This is a genomic window from Crenalkalicoccus roseus (genome assembly GCF_004761865.1).
GTDB lineage: Bacteria > Pseudomonadota > Alphaproteobacteria > Acetobacterales > Acetobacteraceae > Crenalkalicoccus > Crenalkalicoccus roseus.
The window spans coordinates 309071-329938 of record NZ_SJDM01000001.1; the positions used below are offsets into that span (position 1 = coordinate 309071).

Consider the following 20868-nt stretch of genomic DNA (forward strand, 5'->3'; position numbering starts at 1 on the left):
CCCGTCGCGGCGCCCTCCCCCGCCCTTCGCGCCCTCCGGCCGCCGGATCAGCCGGCCTGCAGCGGCAGGGCGACGAACAGCCGCGCGCCGTCGCGCTCGATCTGCAGCGCGATCGCCTGGCGCCCCTGCTGGCGCGCGGCGCGGACCGCCTGCGCCACATCCTCGGGCCCGTTCACGGCACGGTCGCCGGCGCGCAGGATCACGTCGCCCTGGCGCAGGCCGCGCGCCGCCGCGGCGCTGTCGGGCCGCACCTCGGCCACCACCGCGCCCTCGCCGCGCGGCCCCGGCGCCAGCGCCAGGCCGAGCGCGCCGCCCTCGGCGCCCTCGCGCTCCTCGGGGGAGGCGATCCGGCTTGCCGGGTGGCGGCCCACCGTCACCTGCCGCTCCACGCGCTCGCCGTTGCGCAGCACCACCACGGTCGCGGTGCCGCCCGGCCTCACCCCGGCCACCGCCTCGGCGAGGTCGCGCGGCGCCTCGATGGCCCGCTCGCCGAAGCCGACCACCACGTCGCCCGGCTGCAGCCCGGCCCGCTCGGCGGGCGAGCCCTCCTGCACCTGCGCCACCAGCGCGCCGCGGCGGTCCGGCGCGCCGACGGCGCGCGCCAGCTCCTCGTCGAGGCGCTGCATGGAGACGCCGAGCCAGCCCCGCTCCACCCGCCCGGTCGCGCGGAGCTGGTCCACCACCTGGCGTGCCAGGTTGGAGGGCACGGCGAAGCCGATGCCGGCATTGGCGCCGGAGGGCGAGTAGATGGCGGTGGCGATGCCGATCACGCCGCCCCTGACGTCGAACAGCGGCCCGCCGGAATTGCCGGGGTTGATCGGCGCGTCGGTCTGGATGAAGTCGTCATAGGGCCCGGCGCCGATCTGCCGGCCGCGCGCCGAGACGATGCCGGCGGTGGCGGTGCCGCCGAGGCCGAAGGGGTTGCCCATCGCCACCACCCATTCGCCGACGCGCAGCCGGTCGCTGTCGCCCCATTCGAGGGCGGGCAGCGGCGCCTCGGCCTCCACCTTCAGCAGGGCGAGGTCGGTCTGCGGGTCGGTGCCCACCACCCGCGCCGGCATCTCCCGCCCGTCGGCGAGCTGCACCGTCACCGAGGCGGCGTCGCCGACCACGTGGTTGTTGGTGACGATGTAGCCGGCCGGGTCGATGATGAAGCCCGAGCCGCGACCGGCGCGCGGGCGCGGCAGCGGCATCTGCTCGCGGAAGAAGCGCTCGAAGGGCGTGCCGCGGAATTGCGGCGGCAGCTCCGGCGCCCGCGGCGTCCGCCCGGTCACGGTCACGTTGACGACGGCGGGGGCGACGCGCGCCACCAGGTCGGCGAAGTCGGGCATGGCGGCGGCGCGCGGCAGCGCGACGGCGGTGCCCGCCGCCGGGGCATTCGCCGTCTGCGCCCAGGCCCCGGGCGTGAGCGCCGTGGTGGCCAGGGCGAGGGCGAGCGCGCCCACCACGCCGCGGGCGGCCAGGCCTGTCCTGCTCTTCCTCGTCATCTGCGGTCTCCGGCAGTTCGCCCGCCCGGACGGGGCGGGGGTTTCCGGCAGGAAAGCGCGCCCCGCCTGCCCGCGACCTCGCGCGGAGCATACGGATTCGTATGCCGGCGGGCCGGCGGGCGGCACCGCCCCGGTGACATCGCCGCCCTCCATCCCCACCTCCGCCGGCGGCGCGCCCCTTCCGGACGCGCCGCCGCCCCCGCCACGGAACAGGACCCGCCATGGACCAGCCGCAGACCCGGGTCGCGCAGCCGCTGCGCTACCTCGACAAGGCCCTCGGCGCGCTGCGCGAGCTCGGCCTGCCGCTCCCCGAGCCCGGGGCGCAGGAGAGCCCGGTCACCGCGCTGCTCGCCCGGCTCGGCGACCTCGACCAGGAGCGGGTGGTGCTGATCGCCCGCGTGCTCAACCAGGCGAGCACCTTCCACGAGGTGGTGCGCGAGCAGGTGCGGGGGATGCAGATCGCCGACCGCTACCAGGCGATCACCGACGCCTTCAACTCCATCCGCGACGACGCCCGCGCCATGGTCCGCCAGGTCGAGGACGGGCGGATCAGCACCATGGAGCGCCTCGCCAACATCTGGCAGAAGGCGACGCGCGGCGACATCGCCGACCGCTTCCAGAGGATCCGCGACACCTACCTCGAGGTCTCGCGCGACACCCGCGACCAGGTGGAGCGCGAGCACCGCATCCTCGAGGCCTACCGCGACTTCCGCGGCGCGCTGAAGGAGGCGGAGGTGCTGGCCTTCGAGGTGCTGAGGACCGCCGAGGGGAAGCTCGCCGAGGCCAGGGCGAAGGTGGAGGAGGCCTCCCGCGCCGTGGAGACGGCCGGCGCGGTCGAGCCCGCCGAGCGCGCGCGGCTCGAACTCGCCCGCGACGAGGCGGTGCGCGCCCTGCAGGCCGAGGAGGGGCGCTACCAGATCGCCAAGGACCTCTCGGACAACCTGACCGTTTCCTACAACACCTCCGAGGTGATCATGGCGCGGCTGGTGCAGACCACCTCCGCCAAGGAGCGGGTCTGGCAGCAGTCGGTCAGCTTCTTCTCGACCAACGAGGCGGTGCTGACGGCGCTGACCGCGAGCTTCACCGGCCTGACGGGGCTCGCCGAGAGCACGCGCACGCTCGAGGGGATGAAGGAGGGTGTCAGCCGCAGCCTGGAGACGCTGGCCGAGATCGGCGGCCAGGTGCAGGACGCGGCGCTGCGCGCCGGCTACGGCCCGACCATCCGCGCCGACGCGGTCAGGAAGCTGGTGGACAGCGTCGTCTCCTACCAGGAGCACGCGCGCGAGATCATCGAGGAGATGCGCGAGAGCGCCACGCGCAACAGCGAGGAGATCCGCCGCTCGGTCGAGGACGCGAAGCGCCGCATGGCCCGGCTGGCCCAGGACGCGGCCAGGGCGGCGGCGCCGGTCGCGGAGGCCGCGCCGGGGCATGCCTGACGCGCCCGGCGGGCGCGCCGCGCCGCCGCTCGACGACACCATGCTGGCGATGGACGTGGTGGACACGCTCCGCCACGCCGAGGCGCTGGTCGAGCGCGAACTGTCCGAGCCCGAGCGCGCCGCCGCGCTCAAGCGCCGGCTGCGCGAGATCTACGCCAGCCAGGGCATCGAGGTGCCGGACCACATCCTCGACCAGGGCGTGACGGCGCTGGCGGAGAGCCGCTTCACCTACCGCCCCACCCCGCCGGGCCCGGCGCGCAGCCTGGCGACGCTGTGGGTGACGCGGGGGCGCTGGGGGCGGCCGGCCGGGCTTGCCCTCGCCGCCCTGCTGCTGCTCGGCGGCGGCTGGTATCTCGGCGTCCGCCTGCCGGCGGAGCGCGCCCGCATCGCCGAGCAGCGGGAGCTGGCGGAGGGGCTGCCGCGCGCGCTCGCCGCCGAGCATGCGCGGGTGCGGGCCGCGACCCGCGCCGCGCCGGCGCTGGAGCGCGCCGACCGGCTGCTCGCCGAGGGCGAGGCCGCGGCCCGCGCCGGCGACCTCGCCGGCGGGCGGCAGCGCCTCGCCGCGCTGCAGGAGCTCGCGCGCGGCCTCTCGCAGGAATACCAGATCCGCATCGTCTCCCGCCCCGGCGAGCCCTCCGGCGTCTGGCGCGTGCCGGAGGCGAACCCGCAGGCGCGCAATTACTACCTGATCGTCGAGGCGGTGGGCCGCGACGGGCGGCCCGTGGAGATGACCGTCACCAGCGAGGAGGACGGGCGCACCGCCCGCGTCACCCGCTGGGGCCAGCGCGTGCCGCCCGAGGTGTTCGAACGGGTGCGCCGGGACAAGGAGCGCGACGGGGTGATCGACCAGCCGGTGGTGGGCGACAAGCGCGCCGGCGAGATGGAGCCGCAATGGACCATCCCGGTCCTCGGCGGCGCGATCCTGCAATGGTGAGGATGCGATGCTGAGCGGCGTGCAGCTCTTCGACAGCGTGGATGAGCGCCTGGCCCGGGCGCAGCGGGAGGCGCGGGCGGCGCAGGTGGAGGCCGAGGCGCTGGCGCAGCGCCGCGACGCCGCCCGCGCCGCCGAGGCCGAGGCATTGCGGGAACTCGCCCGGCTGCGGGTGCGCCAGATCGGCGATGGCGGCGCCGCGCTCGGCCAGCTCGACGCGGCGGAGCGGCGCATCCAGGCCCTGCTCGCCGAGCGCGCCGCGGCCCTCGCCGCCGCCGAGGCCGAGCTCCTGCGCCGGCGCGAGGCGCTGGAGGCGGCGCGCGCCGGGCGCGAACGCCATGCCGCCGCGCTGCGCGAGGCCGAGGCCGCCGAGGCGGCGGCGCTGGAGGCGGCGCGCGGGCGCATGGAGGCGGACCCGGACTGGCGCCGCCTGGCCGCAGCGGCGGAGGAGGCGGCGCGCATCGCCACCCATGCCACGCGCAAGGCCGAGCTGGCGCGCCAGGAGCTGGAGGAGAAGGGGCGGCCCTACCGCGAGGATCCGCTCTTCGCCTATCTCTGGGATCGCGGCTGGGGCACGGCGCGCTACCGCGCCGGCCCGATCGCCCGCCTGCTCGACGGCTGGACCGCGCGCGTCGCCCGCTTCGAGCCGGCGCGGCGCGACTACGCCCTGCTCTCCGAGCTGCCCGGCCGCCTCGCCGCCCATGCCGAACGGATGCGCGAGGCCGCGGCGGCGGCGGCGGCGGCGCTGGCGCGGGCGGAGCACCGCCTCGCCGGCCTGCCGGAGGAGGGCGGCGCCGCCGCGGCGCGGGACGCGCTGGACCAGGCGGAGGAGGCGCTGGAGGCCGCCGCCGCCGCGCTGCATGAGGCCGAGCGGCGCCGCGCCGCGCTCGCCGGCGAGGAGGATGCGGCGCTGCGCGAGGCCACGGCGCAGCTCGAAGCCGCCCTCGGCGCCGCCAGCCTGCGCAGCCTGCGCGAGGCCGCCCGCCGCACGCCGACCCCGGAGGACGACGCCATCGTCGCCCGGCTGGAGCGGGCCTCGGCCGAGCGCGCGGCGGTGGAGCGCGAGCTCGCCGCCGCCCGCGCCGAGGCCGAGGCGGCGCGCCGGCACCTCGCGGAGCTGCAGCAGCTCCGGCAGGAGATGCGCCGTCGCGGCTACGAGCGCGACCGCTGGGACTTCAAAGACGGCGCCATCATCGGCGTGCTGATCGGCGAGCTGCTGCGCGGCGGGCTCAGCCGCGACGGCTTCTGGGACCGCATGGGCCGCCACCGGCTGCCGGGCGGCGGCCCCTGGGGCGGCCCGCCGCCCGGCCCCTGGGGCGGTGGAGACGGCTTCCGCACCGGCGGCGGCATGGGCGGGGGCGGCTTCCGCACCGGCGGGCGGATGGGCGGAGGCGGCTTTCGCACCGGCGGGTCGTTCTGAGGCGGCCGGCGACCTCGCCGGGCGTCTCCGCGCGGCGGGCGGCATCCCGTCGCGGCCGGCCGCGACGGTGCCCTGGGGCGCGGCCGCAGCCGGCTCCGGCGGCCCTACACCGGCACCTCGCCCGGCGGCTTGAGCGTGGCCAGCACGAAGCTCGACCGCGTCTCCTTCACCCCGGGCAGGCGCAGCAGGGCCTTCAGGGCGAACTCGCCATAGGCGTCGAGATCCGCCGCCAGCACGTGCAGCAGGTAGTCCATCTCCCCGCTCATCGCGTAGGCGGCCAGCACCTCCGGCCGCTCGGCCAGGGCGGCGTGGAAGCGCGCCACCACCTCCTCGGCATGGCTTTCCAGCGCCACCATGACGAAGGCCTGCAGCGGCAGGCCGAGCCGCGCGGGGTCGAGCACCGCGGCGTAGCGGGCGATGACGCCCTCCTCCTCCAGCCGCCGCACCCGGCGCTGGCAGGGGGTGGGGGAGAGGCCGACCTGCTCGGCCAGCGCCACGATGGGCAGGCGGCCGTCGCGCTGCAGGGCGCGCAGGATGCGGCGGTCTATGGCATCGAGCTTCGGAGAGGATTTCGCCATGGTCCATCTCCTTGGGAGTGGAATGCGCCAAGCCTAGCGCCTCTCGGGCCGCAGATCGCCGAAAACCCCTCCCCCGTCTCGGGCATTGTCATGCTCATCGAGCCGCAGGAGGCAGGGATGGAGACGAGCGTTCCCGGTCTGCCGCAGGGCCTGCGCGGCGACTACGCGCGCGCCCGCCCCGACTTCACCCTCACCCAGGACATGGCCACCTACACGGAGGCCGACCACGCCACCTGGCGCACCCTCTACGAACGCCAGGCGGCGCTGCTGCCCCGCCACGCCGCCGCCGCCTTCCGGGAGGGGCTGGCGCGCCTGCCCTTCTTCGCCGAGGGCGTGCCGGACCTCGCGCGCGTCAGCCGCGTGCTGCGCGCGGCCACCGGCTGGTCGCTGGTGGCGGTGCCGGGCCTGATCCCGGACGACGCCTTCTTCGCCCATCTCGCCGCGCGCCGCTTCCCGGTGACGCACTGGATCCGCCGCCCCGAGGAGCTCGACTACATCGTCGAGCCCGACATCTTCCACGACGCCTTCGGCCATGTGCCGCTGCTGGCCCAGCCCGACTTCGCCGACTTCCTCGAGGCCTACGGGCGCCTCGGCGAGCAGGCGGCGCGCATCGGCGCGCTGAAGCCGCTGGCGCGTCTCTACTGGCACATGGTGGAGTTCGGCCTGATCCGGGAGAGCGGCGGCCTGCGCGCCTACGGCGCCGGCATCCTCTCCTCCCGGACCGAGACGGTCTACGCGACGGAGAGCGAGAAGCCGCGCCGGCTGCGCTTCGCCCTCTGGCGCGTGCTGCGCAGCGACTACTTCATCGACGACCTGCAGCCGACCTACTTCGTGATCTCCGACTACGCCGAGCTGTTCGCCGCCATGGAGCGGCTGCCCGAGCTGCTGCCCCTGGCGCGGGACGCCGCGCCGATCCCGCCCGGCGCCGCCGCCGAGGGCGACATCCCCCACCGCCTGGCCTGAAGGAGCGCACGCCATGGACATCCCGCCCGACCGCACCGCCTATGCCGGCGCGATCAGCGACGCCAACCCGATGGGCACCGACGGCTTCGAGTTCGTCGAATTCACCGGGCCGGACATCCCCTATCTGGAAGCGCTGTTCGAGCGCCTCGGCTTCGCCCCCGTGGCGCGGCACCGCAGCAAGCAGGTGACGCTGTGGCGCCAGGGGGACATCAACTTCATCCTGAACGCCGAGCCGGAGAGCTTCGCCCAGGCCTTCCAGCGCGTGCACGGCCCCTCGGCCTGCGCCATGGCCTTCCGCGTCGCGGACGCGAAGGCAGCCTATGAGCGCGCGGTCGCGCTCGGCGCGAAGCCGGTCACCGGCAAGGTCGGCCCGATGGAGCTGAACATCCCGGCGATCGAGGGCATCGGCGGCTCGCTGCTCTACCTGGTGGACCGCTACGGCCCGCGCGGCTCGATCTACGACGTGGACTTCCGCTGGATCGGCGAGCCCGATCCGCGCCCGCGCGGCCACGGGCTGACGGTGATCGACCACCTCACCCACAACGTGCACCGCGGCCGCATGGACGTGTGGTGGAAGTTCTACGAGAAGCTCTTCAATTTCCGCGAGATCCGCTACTTCGACATCGAGGGCAAGCTGACCGGGCTGCGCTCCCGCGCCCTGACCTCGCCCTGCGGCCAGATCCGCATCCCGATCAACGAGAGCGCCGACGACAAGAGCCAGATCGAGGAGTATCTCCGCGCCTACAACGGCGAGGGCATCCAGCACATCGCCCTCGGCACGCACGACATCTTCGCCTCGGTCGAGGGGATGCGGGAGCGCGGCGTGCAGTTCATGGACACGCCCGACACCTATTACGAGCTGCTGCCGAAGCGCATGCCGGACCTTGGCGCCGAGGAGATCGAGCGGCTGCGCCGCAACCGCATCCTGACCGACGGCGCGCCGACGCCGGAGGGCGGGCGGCTGCTGCAGATCTTCACCGGCACGGTGATCGGCCCGATCTTCTTCGAGCTGATCCAGCGCAAGGGCGACCAGGGCTTCGGCGAGGGCAATTTCCGGGCCCTGTTCGAGAGCATCGAACTCGACCAGATCCGCCGCGGCGTGCTCAGGCCCTCCGAGGCGGCGGAGTAGGGGCGGGCGGGCTCAGCGCCGCTCCGGCGCCACCTCCGGTGCCGGCACCGGCAGGTTTGGCGCCAGTTCGCGCGAGAGGGCGTTGAGCTCGCGGAGCTGCTCGCGGCGCTCGGTGGGGGGAAGCTCCACCCCCGCCTCCCGCTTCCGCGCCTCCGTCGCCTCCCGCGTGGGCTGCTGGGCGCTCCGGGCGCCGGCCGGCGGCGGCTCCTGCCCAGCGGCGCCGCCGGCGGCGCAGAGGAGGGCGAGGGCGAGGAGGCGGGGCAGGCGCGGGCTCGGCATCGCGGCATCTCCCATGGCGATGCGGGGTGAACGCCGCAGGCGGGCGGCGGCTGCGGGGCGGCCGGCGCCATCAGCCCTTCCGCCCGCGCGCCGCATGCGCGTCGAGCGCGGCCTGCGCGCGCCGCGCCGCCGCGAGCCGGGCGGCCGCGGCGCGGCGTTCCTGCAGCCGCTCCACCGCGCGCTCCGCGGTCCGTGCCGCCACCAGCGCCTCCCGCGCCGCCTCCGCCATCGCCTCGGCCGCCTGCCGGGCCCGCTCCGCCCGCTCGCGCTCGGCCAGCGCGCGCGGCAGCCAGGCGGCGAAGTCGGCCGGCGCTCCCGCGGCGGCCTCGGCGGCCGGGGCGCGCTCGGCCGCCTCGTGCCGCGCCTCGGCGAGGTCGAGGGCGGCCAGCCGCTCCGCCAGGTGGCGGCGCGCCGCGCGCATCTCCAGCCGCCGCAGCCGCGCCAGCACGGCGAGCGGATCATGCGCCATCGCCGCCATCCTCCATCGCGGCGGCGAGGGCGGCGAAGGCCTCCGTCACGCCGCTGCGCTCGCCCTTGCGCTGGGCGAGCATGGCCTCGATACGCGGCGCGAGGCGCAGCGCCTCGTCCACCGCCGGATCGGTGCCGGCGCGGTAGGCGCCGAGGCGCACCAGCTCCGCCATCTCCGCGGCCAGGGCGAGGATGCGGCGGGCACGCTGCGCGAGCGCCCACTCCTCCGGCCCGAGGCAGCCGGGCACGGTGCGGGAGAGGCTTCGCAGCACGTCCACCGCGGGGTAGCGCCCGGCCTCGCCGATGCGGCGGTCGAGCACGACATGGCCATCGAGGATGCCGCGCACCGCGTCGGCCACCGGCTCGTCATGGTCGTCGCCCTCGACAAGCACGGTGAACAGGCCGGTGATCATGCCGGGATTGCCCTCCTCGCGCGGCCCGGCGCGCTCCAGCAGCCGCGGCAGCTCGGCGAAGACGCCGGGCGTGTAGCCGCGGCTCGCCGGCGGCTCGCCGGCGGCGAGGCCGATCTCGCGCAGCGCCATGGCGAAGCGGGTGACGCTGTCCATCAGCAGCAGAACGTGCCGCCCTGCCTCGGCGAAGTGCTCGGCCACGGTCATGGCGGCGTAGGCGGCGTCGCGCCGCAGCAGCGGCGCGCTGTCGGAGGTGGCGCAGACCACGACGGAGCGCGCGAGCCCCTCCGGCCCGAGGTCGTCCTCGAGGAATTCGCGCAGTTCCCGCCCCCGCTCGCCAACCAGGGCGAGCACCGCGACGTCGCATTCGGCGCCGCGGGCAAGCATGGAAAGCAGCGTGGACTTGCCGACGCCGGAGGCCGCGAACAGGCCGAGGCGCTGGCCGCGCCGGCAGGTGGCGAAGGCGTCGAGCGCCCGCACCCCGAGATCGAGCCGCGGTCCGAGCCGGGCGCGGCGGCCGGCCTCCGGCGCGGCGGCGCGCAGCGGCCGGGGCAGCGGCCCGGGGGGCAGCGGCCCCCGGCCGTCGAGCGGCCGCCCCAGCGGATCGATCACCCGCCCGAGCCAGCCATCCCCGACCGCGAGGGCGGGCGGCTCCGCCAGGCGGAAGGGGGTGCCGGCGGCGACGCCATCCAGCGGCCCGAGGGCCAGCGCCTCGGCGCGGCCGTCGCGGAAGGCGACGATCTCGGCCGGGACCAGAGGCGCGCCGCCGGGGTCGAGCAGGACGCGGCTGCCGATATGCAACCATGGCGCGAGTCCCTCCAGCGAGACCCCGAGCCGCCCGCCGGCCGCGACATGGCCAAAGAATTGCTGCCGCGGGGCTCTGGCGAGCGCCGCGCTGGCTGCGTCCGCGACCTCAAGCCATTGATGCCTCTGCATTCCTTGCGCGGGCTCCCTGGATTAATCTCATTTTTACGAATCGTCGCTGATCTTAGTACGTCTCAAAGATGAAAAACCACTTCACATCACCCGCAAAAGTTGTAGATATGCAGGCGGATGGCGAAGCGGAGACCCCAAGATGCGTGTACTCCTGGTCGAAGATGATCTGGCCACCTCCCGCGGCCTGGTCGCCATGCTCAAGGCGGCGTCGATGATCGTCGACGCGGTGGACAGCGGCGAGGAGGCGCTCGACCTCGCCCGCCACTACGACTACGACATCGTGCTGCTCGACCTCGGCCTGCCGGACATGGAGGGCTACGAGGTGGTGCGCCGCCTGCGCGCGGCCCGCGTCGAGACGCCGGTGCTGATCCTCTCCGGCCTCAGCCGTCCCGGGGCGAAGGTGAAGGGGTTCAGCATGGGGGCGGACGACTTCATCACCAAGCCCTTCGACCCGCCGGAGCTCGTGGCGCGCATCCAGGCCGTGGTGCGGCGCGCCAAGGGCTTCGCCCAGCCCACCCTCTCGGTGGGGGACCTCACGCTCAACCTGGCCTCGCGGGAGGTCACCGTGGGCGGTGTGCCGGTGCACCTGACCGGCAAGGAATACGCGGTGCTGGAGCTGCTCACCCTGCGCAAGGGCACGGTGCTGACGAAGGAAGCCTTCCTGAACCACCTCTACGGCGGCATGGACGAGCCCGAGATCAAGATCATCGACGTCTTCATCTGCAAGCTGCGCAAGAAGCTGGCCCAGGCCGGGGCGGACAACCTGATCGGCACGGTCTGGGGGCGCGGCTACGTCTTGCGGGACCCGGCCCAGCCGGGGGGCCGCCCCGCCCTTGCCCCGAAGGCCATGGGCCTGTCCGCCGCCCACGCCGCGTGAGCCGCCGGCCGGCGCCGCACAAGGGGCCCGCCGGGCCTCGCCGCGATGGCGCCTGCGCTGCCCGATGGTGGGGGGAACCGGGCAGCGCGCCAGGGACGGAAGCGGCCCCGTGGTACCTGATCCACGGTGGTGGAAGGGCCGAAGCGGTGAACCGGTCGCCCGGCATGGAGCGGAAGCCTTGATCCACCGGAGCGGATCACGCGTGGCCCTCGCCGGTTGACGCCCCATCCGCGAAGGCGGAATGGCCGGAGCGGTGACTCAGCCACCCAGTGAAGGGCGGAAGCGCGATCCATCAAAGGGGATCCGCTGCAGCCGGGCCGCCCCCCGTTCCTCCGCCCCCTACACCGCCAGCGCCGCCACGCGCGGCAGCGCATAAGCGCCGCGGGCGCCGGAGACGGGGACCAGCCGGTCGGTCAGGCCGAGCACCGTCTCCGCCCCGCCCAGATACAGCACGCCATCGTCCGCCAGCCGCTCCGCCACCGCCGCCAGCACCCGCGCCTTGGTGGGCGGATCGAGATAGATCAGCACGTTGCGGCAGAAGATCACGTCGAACCGCCCAAGCGGGCGCAGATCGTCCAGCAGATTCCAGCGCAGGAAGCGGGCCATGGCGCGCAACTCGGGCGCGACCCGCCAGCGCCCGGCTTCCTGGCGGAAATGCCGCACCAAGCGCTGGATGGAAAGGCCGCGCTGCACCTCGAACTGGGTGAACAGCCCCTCGCGCGCCCGCGCCAGCACCTCCTGGGCGATGTCGGTGCCGAGAATCTCCACCTTGCGCCCGGCCAGCTCCGGCCCCAGCTCCTCCGCGATCATGGCGACCGAGTAGGCCTCCTGCCCGGTCGAGCAGGCGGCCGACCACACGCGCAGCACCGCCCCCGGCGGCCGCGCCGCGGCCAGGGCGGGCAGCAGGCCGCGCAGATGCTCGAAGGGTGCGCCGTCGCGGAAGAAGGAGGTCTCGTTGGTGGTCAGCGCCTCTGTCACCGCCTCGGCCAGCGGCCCGGAAGGGGCGTCGCGCAGCCGCGCCGCCAGCGCGTCCAGCGTCGGCAGGCCCTCCCGCCGCAGCAGCGGAGCGAGGCGCGTCTCCAGCATGTAGAGCTTGTCCGGCGTCAGGACCAGGCCGGAGCGGGCCTTCACCACCCGGGCGACCAGCTCGAAATTCCCGGCGATCACGCGGCCGCCCCCCGCCCCGCCACCATGGTGGCGATCTGCTCCCCGAGCGCCTCGGGCGGCAGCAGGGCGCGCGCCAGCCCGGCCCGGGCCACCGCGCCCGGCATGCCCCAGACCACGGAACTCGCCTCGTCCTGCGCCAGCACCGTCCCGCCCGCCGCCGCCACCGCGCGGCAGCCGGCGAGCCCGTCCTGTCCCATTCCGGTGAGGATCACCGCCAGCACCCGCCCGCCGCAGAGCGCAGCGAGGCTGCGCAGCATCGGGTCCACGGCGGGGCGGCAGAAATTCTCCGCCGGCCCGTCGGACAGGCGCGCCACCAGCGCCCCGTCGGGCAGGGCCTCGGCCAGCAGGTGCCGGTCGCCCGGCGCCAGGTAGAGGCGGCCGGGACGCAGCGCTTCCCCGTCCCGCGCCTCGGCACAGCCAGGGCCGCCGAGCCGGTCCAGGTGGTCGGCGAGCATCGCCGTGAAGCCCGCCGGCATGTGCTGCACCACCAGGACCGGCACCGGCAGCCCGCGCCCGAGGCGTCGGACCAGCGCCGAGAGCGCCTGCGGCCCGCCGGTGGAGCAGCCGATGCCGACCACGCGCGGCGCCGGGCCGCCAAGGCCCCACGCGGCGCGCCCCGGCCCCGGCGCGGGCACCTGCGGCCGGCGCATCCGCGCCCAGCCGCGGATCTTCGCCAGCAGCTCCGCCCGGAAGGCAGGATCGGCCAGGCCGCCGCCCGCCGCGCCGGGCTTCGGCACGTAGTCCACCGCCCCCGCGCGCAGCGCCGCCATGGCGGCCGCGGCGCCGCGCTGGGTCAGGCTGCTGGCGACGATCACCGCCGGCGGGGCGTGGCGCCGCAGGATCAGCGGCAGGGCCGTCATCCCGTCCATCACCGGCATCTCGAGATCAAGCAGGACCACCTCGGGCCGCTCGGCCTCCGGCAGCGAATCGAGCAGGGCCAGCGCCTCCCGCCCGTCCCGGGCGCGTCCCACGACGCGGATCCCCCCCTCCTGCTCCAGCACGCGCGCCAGGGCGGCGCGGACGGTGGCGCTGTCGTCGCACAGCAGCACCCGGACCGGCGCGGCGGCGAGGCTCATTCCTCCCCCCGCGGCAGCAGTCCCGCCTGGACGAGCTTGTCCCTGAGGATCGCCTCATCGAAGGGCTTCATCACGTATTCCTGCGCGCCGGCGGCCAGCGCCTCCAGGATGCGGGAAAGGTCGGACTCCGTGGTGCAGAGCACGACCACCGGCCGGTCCGGCCCGAACTCGGCCCGCGCCGCGCGCAGGAAGGCGAGGCCGTCCATCACCGGCATGTTCCAGTCGAGCAGCACGGCGCGCGGCAGGCTCGCCCGGCAGGCGGCCAGCGCCTCGGCGCCGTTGGCCGCCTCCTGCACCAGGAAGCCGTGGTTCTCCAGCATCCGGCGGGCCGCGCGGCGCACCACGCCGCTGTCGTCCACCACGAGGCAGGTCCCGAGGCTCGGCTGTGGCGCGGCCATCGTCCTCATCCGATCGCCAGCACCCGCTCGACATCGAGCAGGATGACGAGCCGGTCCCCCAGGCGGTGCACGCCCACCGCCACCTCCCGCCAGAGGGGGTCGAGCGTCGGCGGGTTGGCGGCGCGGTCGGCGCGCGGCAGGGGCACGACATCGCCCACCTGGTCCACGATCAGGCTGTAGAGCTCGGTCTCGCCCTCGACCACCACGCTCATGCCCGGGGCGCCGGCCGGCCGCGGCGGCAGGCCGAGGCGGCGGCGCAGATCGAGCGCGGTGACGATGCGACCGCGCAGGTTCAGGCTGCCCGCCACCTCGGGCGGCGCCAGCGGGATGCGGGTGATCGCCTGCGGGCCGAGCACGTCGCGTACCGCGAGCACCGGGACGGCGCAGAGCTGATCGGCGAGGGTCAGGGTCAGGAAGACCTCCGCCGCCTCGTCGCCGCGCGGCGCCTCCGCCGGCGCCGGCCGCTGCTGGATGCCCATCGTCACCTCCTCAGGCGGCGGCTGGCGCCGCCAGGCAGCGCTGCAGGCTCTCCAGCAGCGCGGAACGGTCGAACTTGGCGACGTAGTCGCTGAAGCCGGCCTCGCGCCCCTGCGCCACGTCCTCGGGGCCGCACCGCCCGGACAGGGCGATCATCGGCAGGTCGCGCCAGGCGCCGCCCTGACGCACCGCCCGCGCCAGCGCCAGCCCGTCCACCTCCGGCATCACGATGTCGGAGACGATGGCGTCGAACTCCGCCCCCGCGTCGCGCAGCCGCAGCGCCTCCTGCGCCGTCGGCACCGCGGTCACGGCATAGCCGGCGGCGCCGAGCGCGGGCACGACGAGGTTGCGGAAGAAGGCGCTGTCCTCGACCACCAGCACGCGCTGCCCGCCGCCCCGCCGCTGGCCGAACCAGTCCTGGCCCGCCTCGCGCAGCCACCAGGCGGTGTCCAGCACCTCCGTCACCCGCCCGCCCAGCACCGCGCTGCCGAGGAATCCGGGCCGCGCCCCGGCCGCGTCGATCGCCAGGCGCTCCTCGATCACGTCGAGGATCTCCTCCACCATCAGGCCCATGGCGCGGTCGTCCTCGCCGAACACCAGCACGCGCTGCTGCGCCGGCGCCGCGGCGAGGCTCCAGCCGGGATCGGCCGGCACCAGCGGCATCAGCCGGCCACGGTACTGCACCACCGGCCGCCCGCCCGCGCTCTCGATCTGCTCGCGCGCCACCGTCTCGATCCGCGCCACGAGGCCGAGCGGCACCGCCTTCGGCGTGGCGTCGCCGGCGCGGAACAGCAGCAGCGCCGAGCGCTGCGCCGAATGCGCGCCGCCCCCGAGGCGCGCCCCGCGCCCCGCCTCCTCGGCGCCCTCTCCGGCCATGCCGACGCTGCGCGCGATGCCGTTGAGGTCGAGGATCATGATGACGCTGCCGTCGCCGAGGATGGTGTTGCCGGAGAACAGCGTCAGGTCGCGCAGGATCGGCGCCACCGGCTTCACCACGATCTCCTCGGTGTCGAAGACGCGGTCCACGATGATGCCGAAGGTCTGGGCGCCGACCTGGGAGACGACGACGAAGCCCTGCTCCGCCGGCGCCTCCTCCAGGCGCAGCAGGCCGGCGAGGCCGACCAGGGGCAGCAGCCGCTCGCGCAGCCGCATCACCGGCGCGTCCTTGATGCGCTCGACGCGCGGCCCGTCCGCCCCGCCGAGGCGCACCAGCTCGACCACGCCGATCTGCGGGATGGCGAAGCGGTCGCCCCCCGCCTCCACGATCAGGGCGGAGACGATCGCCAGCGTCAGCGGGATCTTGACCACGAAGGTGGTGCCCTGGCCGGGGCGGGAGCGCACCTCGATGGTGCCGCCGATCCGCTCCATGTTGGTCTTGACCACGTCCATGCCGACGCCGCGGCCGGAAACGGCGGTGACGGCGGCGGCGGTCGAGAAGCCGGGGCGGAAGATGAAGCGCATGACCTCGCGCTCCGGCATGGAGGCGAGCTCGGCCTCCGTCGCCAGCCCCTGCGCCAGCGCCTTGGCGCGAATGCGCGCCACGTCGAGGCCGCGCCCGTCGTCGCCGATCTCGAGCAGGATGTGCCCGCCCTCGTGATAGGCGTTGAGCGTGATCCGCCCGGTCTCGGGCTTGCCGGCGGCCCGCCGCTCCTCCGGCCGCTCCAGCCCGTGGTCGGCGGAGTTGCGGACCATGTGGGTGAGCGGATCCTTGATCAGCTCCAGCACCTGGCGGTCGAGCTCGGTGTCGGCGCCGCGCATCTCGAGCTCGATGCGCTTGCCGAGCTCGACGCCGAGGTCGCGCACCAGGCGCGGCAGCTTGGCCCAGGCATTGCCGATCGGCTGCATGCGCGTCTTCATCACCCCCTCCTGCAGCTCGGAGGTGATCTGCGAGAGGCGCTGCAGCGGCGCGGCGAAGGCGGCATCGGTGCCCTGGCGCGCGGTCTGCAGGAGCTGGTTGCGCGTCAGCACCAGCTCCGAGACCAGGGTCATCAGGTCCTCGAGCACCTCCACCGCCACGCGGATCGTCTGCGGCGCGGCGGCGGCGCCCTCCGCCACGGGCTCGGGCGCAGGCGGCGACGCGGCGGGCGGAGGGGAAGCGGGCGGGGCCGCGGCGGCGGGGGGCGGGACGGGGGCGGGAGGGGCTTCCGGGGCGGGGGCGGGCCCCTCCCCGGCGGCGGCCGCGTCGAGTGCCGCGATCAGCGCCGCGTCGTCGCCCGCGGGCTCCGCGCCCGTGGCCTCGAGCCCCGCGACGATGCCGCGCATGGCGTCCAGCGCCCGCAGCGTCAGGGAGATGCCCGCCTGGGTCACCGGCAACGTGCCGTCGCGCCAGCGGCCGAGCACGTTCTCCGCCGCGTGCGCCACCGATTCGAGCCGCGGCAGCCCGAGGAAGCCGCAGGTGCCCTTCACGGTGTGGACGATGCGGAACACCTCGGCGAGCGTGCCCTGGTCCCCGGGATGGCGCTCCAGCCGCACCAGCGCCGCATCGAGCGCAGCCAGGCCCTCATTCGTCTCGGTCAGGAAGTCGGCGAGCAGATCGTCCATGGCGCCCCTCGTCACCCGTGGCCGGAGCGTGCGGCGAGGGGTCCGAAGATTCGGTAAAGCGGCGCACCCCGCCGGGGGCGGCTCAGGCCGGCTCCAGCAGCAGCAGCGGGCACCCGCCCTCCGGCGCGGCCGACAGGCCGAGGGAGAGGCGCCAGCCCTCCGCCCGCGCCAGCGCCAGCAGCAGCGGCACCAGCACCGCCCGTGGCCCGCCCTCCGGCAGGGCCGCCGGGGCCTCGTCCGCAAGCGCCGCCACGAGCCCCGAAGGCCAGGCGGCGGAGGTCCCCTCCGGCCGCACCGTCAGCCCCCGCGCCGCGTCGCCGGCGAGGTGGGCGGTGCCGCCGCGCGGCAGCGCCTCGGCCGCGAGCAGGAGGGCGTTGAGCACGAGGGGCACGAGCGCGCCCGGCAGCCTGCCGCCCGGGGCCGGCGCCTCCAGCGCGAACCGCACCCTCGGCGCGGCGGGCGCGCCCTGCAGCAGCGCCAGCAGCCCCTCCCGGTCGAGATCCTCCCCCGCCTCCCCCCAGGCCGCGGCGTAGAGCCGCAGGCGCTGGCGGAGCAGCGCCGCCGTCTCCCGCGCGAGGTCGAGCGTCGCCGGATCGTCGGGCTCGACCAGCGCCAGCGTGCCCTCGAGCGCGGCGACCGCCCCGCCGAGGTCATGGCACAGCCGGGCCGCGAGCAGGCGGGCGAGAGGCAGGTCGTGGCTCATGCGCGGCACCCTTCCATACGCAGCGCCCTGGCTTAGACTGATCCCCTGATCGGATGGTTACCACGGCCAGGGGACCGAGCCACGGCGGTGCCAAGCCTCATCGAGCCCGGCATGCGCGTCCGCCTTCCCGCCCGCCCCGACTGGGGGACGGGCCAGGTGCAGTCCGTGATCGGCGACCGGATCACCGTGAATTTCGAGCACGCGGGCAAGGTGCTGATCAACGGCGCGGTGGCGGAACTCGAGGTGGTGGAGGCCGACCGGGGCTGAGCGCATGGCCGCCACCCCTTCCAAGGGCTTGCGCTCGGCCGGGGTTGGGGACCAAATGCCCTGCGTCGCAGCATCGCCCCAGGGGGACCCGGTCCATGCTCGATCCGTTCGGCCGGCGGATCACCTATCTCCGCGTCTCGGTCACCGACCGCTGCGACCTCCGCTGCGTCTACTGCATGGCGGAGGACATGACCTTCCTGCCCAAGGCGGAGATCCTGACACTCGAGGAGCTGGACCGCCTCTGCGGTGCCTTCATCGGCCTCGGCGTGGAGAAGATCCGCCTGACCGGGGGGGAGCCGCTGGTCCGGCGCAACGTCATCTCGCTGTTCCGCAGCCTCGGCGCCCGGCTGGGCGGCGGCGGGCTCAGGGAGCTGACCGTCACCACCAACGGCACCCAGCTCGCGAAGCTCGCCGGGGAGCTGCACGCGGCGGGGGTGCGGCGGGTCAATGTCAGCCTCGACACGCTCGACCCCGCGACCTTCACCGCCATCACCCGCTGGGGGCGGATCGAGCAGACGCTGGACGGCATCTTCGCCGCCAGGGCCGCCGGCCTCGCCGTGAAGATCAACGCCGTCGCCCTCAAGGGCGTGAACGAACACGAATTCGACCGCATGATCGCCTGGTGCGGCGAGCATGGCTTCGACCTCTGCCTGATCGAGACCATGCCGCTCGGCGAGATCAGCGGCGACCGGACCGAGCAGTACCTGCCGCTCTCGCTCGTCCGCTCGCGCCTGAAGCGGTCCTGGACGCTGGAGGAGACCGACTACCGCACCGGCGGACCGGCCCGCTACTACACGGTGCGGGAGACCGGGCGGCGCATCGGCTTCATCACGCCGATGACGCATAATTTCTGCGAATCCTGCAACCGCGTGCGCCTGACCTGCACCGGCACCCTCTACATGTGCCTCGGCCAGGAGGACGCAGCCGACCTGCGCCGGCCGCTGCGCGACCCCGCGGTGGACGAGGAGGGGCTGCGCGAGGCCATCCTGGAGGCGATCGCCCGCAAGCCGAGGGGCCATGACTTCGTCATCGACCGCCGCCACAACCGCCCGGCGCTCGCCCGCCACATGAGCGTGACGGGGGGCTGAGGGCGGGGCATGGGCCAGCTTCAGGACCTCGCCGCGCGGCTGGCGCTGCCGGGCCTCCCGGAATGGACCGGGCTGCTCGCCCTGCTGGTGCTGATGCTGGCGGGTCTCGCCTACCTGCTGATGCCCTTCGCCGTGTTCGGCGTGAAGGGCCGGCTGGAGGGGATCGAGGCGCAGCTCGACGAGCTGCAGGCCGAGATCCGCAGCCTCTCGCTTCGCCTCACCGAGACGCCGCGCCGCGCCGCGGCGGTGGAGGACTGGGTCGAGCCACCCCCGCCCCGCCGCGCCGAGGAGCCGGCGCCCCGCGTCACGCCGCCCATTCCGCCCCCCGCCGCCTGGCCCGAGGGCGGGCGGCGGCGGGAGGAGCCGCGCCTCGACTGGCCCGGCCGCCGCGGACAGGGCTGAGCCGCGGCGGCGGCCTCAGGCCGGCCGTGGCGGCCGTTCGCCGATCAGCCCCTGCGGCCGGTAGAGCAGGATGAGCTGCAGGGCGAGCCCGATCAGGAACAGCCGCACATAGGCCGCGCGCGTCGCCAGCTCGCCCGGAAGCTGCCCCGCCAGCCAGTCGGTCGCCGCCCACAGCGCCCACACGGCGACGGCGCCGAGGATGGCGCCGAGGTTGTTGCCCGACCCGCCGGCGATCAGCATCACCCAGACCAGGAAGGTCGCGGTCACCGGGTCCAGCGCGTCCGGCCCCATGAACTTGAAGAAATGCGCGAGCATCGCGCCGGCCAGCCCCATGCAGGCGGCGCCGAGCACGAAGGCCTGCAGGCGGAAGGCGGCCGGGTTCTTGCCCGCGGCCTTGGCCGCCTCCTCGTCGTCGCGGATGGCGCGCAGCGTGCGGCCGAAGGGGGAGCGGGCCGTCGCCTGCGCCATGGCGTAGAGCCCGGCCACCACCGCCGCCACCAGCGCGAGATAGGCGAACTGCCCCCAGGGCAGGCCGAGCCCCTCGAAGGGGCGCGGGATGCCGGGGATGCCGAGCGGCCCGCCGGTCAGCCAGTCCTCGTTGCGCACGATGAGGCGTAGGATCTCGGCGATGCCGATGGTGGCGATCGCCAGGTAGTCGGCACGCAGCCGCAGGCTGATGGCGCCGATCGGCAGCGCCAGCAGCGCGCCGGCCAGCGCCGCCAGCGGCCAGGCCAGCCACCAGGGCCAGCCGAAGCCGCCGAGATGCTGCGCGCTGCCCCCCACGGTCAGGATCGCCGAGGTGTAGGCGCCGACCGCGACGAAGGCGAGCGGGCCGAAATTCATCAGCCCCGTCAGCCCCCACTGCAGGTTCAGCCCGAGCGTCAGCGCGGCGTAGATCCCGGCCAGCGTCAGGATGGTGGCGAAGTAGAGCGCGAACGGCTCCATCAGCCCATTCCCCGGAACAGCCCCTGCGGGCGGAAGATCAGCACCAGCACCAGCACGGCGAAGGCGACCGCGGTCTTGTAGGCGGGCTGCAGCAGCGGCTCCCCGGCCAGGAAGGGGTAGGAGGAAAGCTCCTCGGCCAGCCCCAGCAGCAGCCCGCCCAGCGCCGCGCCCCAGGGCCGGCCGATGCCGCCCAGGATCGCCGCGGCGAAGGCGGCGAGCAGCACGTTGAAACCGAGCATCGGCGTCAGCTCGGTGTCGATCGCAAGGAAGGTGCCGGCGATCGCCGCCAGCGCCGCCGCCACCGCCCAGGTGAGGCGGATCACGCCGGCCACCGGCACGCCGGTGACGCGCGCGAGGTCCGGGTCGTCCGCCATGGCGCGCATCGCCCGCCCGGCGCGGGTGCGCGCGAGCAGCAGGTGCAGCGCCAGCGCCGCCAGCGCTGCGCCGGCCAGGATGAACAGGTGGCGCTGCTGGATGCGCACCTCGCCGAACAGCAGCGGCGGCACCAGCCCCTGCCCGTAATTCTGCGGCGTCGGGCCGAAGACGAAGTAGACCACGGCGCGGATCATCAGCGCCGCGCCGAAGCTCGAGATCAGCAGCACCGCCGGCGCGGCGCGGCGCAGCCGCCCGAAGAAGGCCGCATCCGCCGCCCAGGCGACGGGGATCGTCGCCGCCACCGCGAAGGGCAGCGCCACCCAGGGGCTGATGCCGAGCGCCAGCACCGCCACCAGCGCCGCATAGGCGCCCCAGGTCATCATGTCGCCATGCATGAAATTGGCGAAGCGCATGACGCCGTAGACCAGCGACACCCCCGCCGCGGCGAGGGCGTAGATGGCCCCGAGCACCAGGCCGGGGATCAGGTAGAAGTTGAGGAGTTCCAGCACGCGCCC

22 protein-coding genes are annotated in these 20868 nt (G+C 75.2%); 9 read left to right on the forward strand and 13 right to left on the reverse strand.

The features are described 5' to 3' along the window. Positions 1 to 47 precede the first annotated feature (47 nt). Entirely contained in the window at positions 48 to 1487 is a 1440-nt protein-coding gene (locus ET526_RS01460; protein WP_158295454.1) for a DegQ family serine endoprotease, read from the reverse strand. 221 nt (positions 1488 to 1708) lie between these two features. Here ET526_RS01460 and ET526_RS01465 point away from each other — a divergent pair, with 221 nt between their 5' ends. Genes ET526_RS01465 through ET526_RS01475 form a run of 3 tightly spaced genes read left to right on the forward strand, consistent with a single transcriptional unit; the run spans position 1709 to position 5274 of the window. Then, the gene (locus ET526_RS01465) at positions 1709 to 2923 is read left to right on the forward strand and encodes a cell surface protein (protein WP_135465873.1); all 1215 of its coding nucleotides are present in this window, start codon (positions 1709 to 1711) and stop codon (positions 2921 to 2923) included. Further along, positions 2916 to 3857: a DUF6384 family protein gene (locus tag ET526_RS01470; RefSeq protein WP_135465874.1), complete on the forward strand. Its 942-nt coding sequence runs from the start codon at positions 2916 to 2918 to the stop codon at positions 3855 to 3857. Before ET526_RS01465 ends, ET526_RS01470 begins: the two co-directional genes overlap by 8 nt. 7 nt (positions 3858 to 3864) lie before the next feature. Next, complete coding sequence (locus ET526_RS01475) at positions 3865 to 5274, forward strand: hypothetical protein (RefSeq protein ID WP_135465875.1); 1410 nt, start codon at positions 3865 to 3867, stop codon at positions 5272 to 5274. Between the two features lie 104 nt (positions 5275 to 5378). Here ET526_RS01475 and ET526_RS01480 read toward each other — a convergent pair whose 3' ends face one another. Next, entirely contained in the window at positions 5379 to 5852 is a 474-nt protein-coding gene (locus tag ET526_RS01480; protein ID WP_135465876.1) for an Lrp/AsnC family transcriptional regulator, read from the reverse strand. A gap of 117 nt (positions 5853 to 5969) precedes the next feature. Between ET526_RS01480 and phhA the strand changes: the two genes are divergently transcribed. Together phhA and hppD are read left to right on the forward strand one after the other, a co-directional pair. After that, complete coding sequence (gene phhA, locus ET526_RS01485) at positions 5970 to 6815, forward strand: phenylalanine 4-monooxygenase (protein ID WP_204623437.1); 846 nt, start codon at positions 5970 to 5972, stop codon at positions 6813 to 6815. A 13-nt stretch (positions 6816 to 6828) separates the two neighbouring features. Then, complete coding sequence (hppD, locus tag ET526_RS01490) at positions 6829 to 7944, forward strand: 4-hydroxyphenylpyruvate dioxygenase (RefSeq protein WP_204623438.1); 1116 nt, start codon at positions 6829 to 6831, stop codon at positions 7942 to 7944. Positions 7945 to 7956: 12 nt separating this feature from the next. On the opposite strand, the gene ET526_RS01495 is transcribed toward hppD, so the two are convergent. The 3 genes from ET526_RS01495 to ET526_RS01505 form a co-directional block, all read right to left on the reverse strand. Beyond that, positions 7957 to 8223, reverse strand: a complete 267-nt coding sequence (locus ET526_RS01495) for a hypothetical protein (RefSeq protein ID WP_135465878.1) — start codon at positions 8221 to 8223, stop codon at positions 7957 to 7959. Between the two features lie 70 nt (positions 8224 to 8293). Further along, positions 8294 to 8692 (reverse strand): hypothetical protein, encoded by a 399-nt coding sequence (locus ET526_RS01500; protein ID WP_135465879.1) that lies wholly within the window; start codon positions 8690 to 8692, stop codon positions 8294 to 8296. Further along, the gene (locus tag ET526_RS01505) at positions 8682 to 10037 is read right to left on the reverse strand and encodes a FliI/YscN family ATPase (protein WP_135465880.1); all 1356 of its coding nucleotides are present in this window, start codon (positions 10035 to 10037) and stop codon (positions 8682 to 8684) included. The genes ET526_RS01500 and ET526_RS01505 overlap by 11 nt, the downstream gene beginning before the upstream one ends. Positions 10038 to 10176: 139 nt before the next feature. On the opposite strand from ET526_RS01505, the gene ctrA reads away from it, so the two are divergent. Continuing rightward, positions 10177 to 10914, forward strand: coding sequence for a response regulator transcription factor CtrA (ctrA, locus tag ET526_RS01510; protein WP_135465881.1), 738 nt, complete (start codon positions 10177 to 10179; stop codon positions 10912 to 10914). Positions 10915 to 11253: 339 nt separating this feature from the next. On the opposite strand, the gene ET526_RS01515 is transcribed toward ctrA, so the two are convergent. The 6 genes from ET526_RS01515 to ET526_RS01540 all read right to left on the reverse strand — a co-directional run bounded on the left by ET526_RS01515 (position 11254) and on the right by ET526_RS01540 (position 17276). Further along, positions 11254 to 12081 carry a CheR family methyltransferase gene (locus tag ET526_RS01515; RefSeq protein WP_135465882.1) on the reverse strand — a complete coding sequence of 276 codons (828 nt, stop codon included), beginning with the start codon at positions 12079 to 12081 and terminating at the stop codon, positions 11254 to 11256. Then, positions 12078 to 13157, reverse strand: coding sequence for a chemotaxis-specific protein-glutamate methyltransferase CheB (gene cheB / locus ET526_RS01520; RefSeq protein WP_135465883.1), 1080 nt, complete (start codon positions 13155 to 13157; stop codon positions 12078 to 12080). The genes ET526_RS01515 and cheB overlap by 4 nt, the downstream gene beginning before the upstream one ends. Continuing rightward, positions 13154 to 13555 (reverse strand): response regulator, encoded by a 402-nt coding sequence (locus ET526_RS01525; protein ID WP_135465884.1) that lies wholly within the window; start codon positions 13553 to 13555, stop codon positions 13154 to 13156. The genes cheB and ET526_RS01525 overlap by 4 nt, the downstream gene beginning before the upstream one ends. Before the next feature lie 5 nt (positions 13556 to 13560). Beyond that, positions 13561 to 14034: a chemotaxis protein CheW gene (locus tag ET526_RS01530; protein WP_135465885.1), complete on the reverse strand. Its 474-nt coding sequence runs from the start codon at positions 14032 to 14034 to the stop codon at positions 13561 to 13563. Positions 14035 to 14044: 10 nt separating this feature from the next. Next, positions 14045 to 16573, reverse strand: a complete 2529-nt coding sequence (locus tag ET526_RS01535) for a hybrid sensor histidine kinase/response regulator (RefSeq protein ID WP_135465886.1) — start codon at positions 16571 to 16573, stop codon at positions 14045 to 14047. An 82-nt stretch (positions 16574 to 16655) separates the two neighbouring features. Continuing rightward, positions 16656 to 17276, reverse strand: a complete 621-nt coding sequence (locus ET526_RS01540; protein ID WP_135465887.1) for a histidine phosphotransferase family protein — start codon at positions 17274 to 17276, stop codon at positions 16656 to 16658. Positions 17277 to 17387: 111 nt separating this feature from the next. On the opposite strand from ET526_RS01540, the gene ET526_RS01545 reads away from it, so the two are divergent. From ET526_RS01545 to ET526_RS01555, 3 genes are all read left to right on the forward strand, one after another. Further along, complete coding sequence (locus ET526_RS01545; RefSeq protein ID WP_204623448.1) at positions 17388 to 17543, forward strand: DUF3553 domain-containing protein; 156 nt, start codon at positions 17388 to 17390, stop codon at positions 17541 to 17543. A 95-nt stretch (positions 17544 to 17638) separates the two neighbouring features. After that, on the forward strand, positions 17639 to 18631 hold the full coding sequence (gene moaA, locus ET526_RS01550; protein WP_135465889.1) for a GTP 3',8-cyclase MoaA: 993 nt from the start codon (positions 17639 to 17641) through the stop codon (positions 18629 to 18631). A 9-nt stretch (positions 18632 to 18640) separates the two neighbouring features. Then, the gene (locus ET526_RS01555; protein WP_135465890.1) at positions 18641 to 19033 is read left to right on the forward strand and encodes a hypothetical protein; all 393 of its coding nucleotides are present in this window, start codon (positions 18641 to 18643) and stop codon (positions 19031 to 19033) included. Positions 19034 to 19048: 15 nt separating this feature from the next. Here the strand turns inward: ET526_RS01555 and ET526_RS01560 are convergent, their stop codons facing one another. Together ET526_RS01560 and ET526_RS01565 are read right to left on the reverse strand one after the other, a co-directional pair. Then, positions 19049 to 19978, reverse strand: coding sequence for a branched-chain amino acid ABC transporter permease (locus ET526_RS01560; protein WP_135465891.1), 930 nt, complete (start codon positions 19976 to 19978; stop codon positions 19049 to 19051). Next, complete coding sequence (locus ET526_RS01565; protein WP_135465892.1) at positions 19978 to 20862, reverse strand: branched-chain amino acid ABC transporter permease; 885 nt, start codon at positions 20860 to 20862, stop codon at positions 19978 to 19980. Before ET526_RS01565 ends, ET526_RS01560 begins: the two co-directional genes overlap by 1 nt. Between the last annotated feature and the right edge of the window lie 6 nt (positions 20863 to 20868).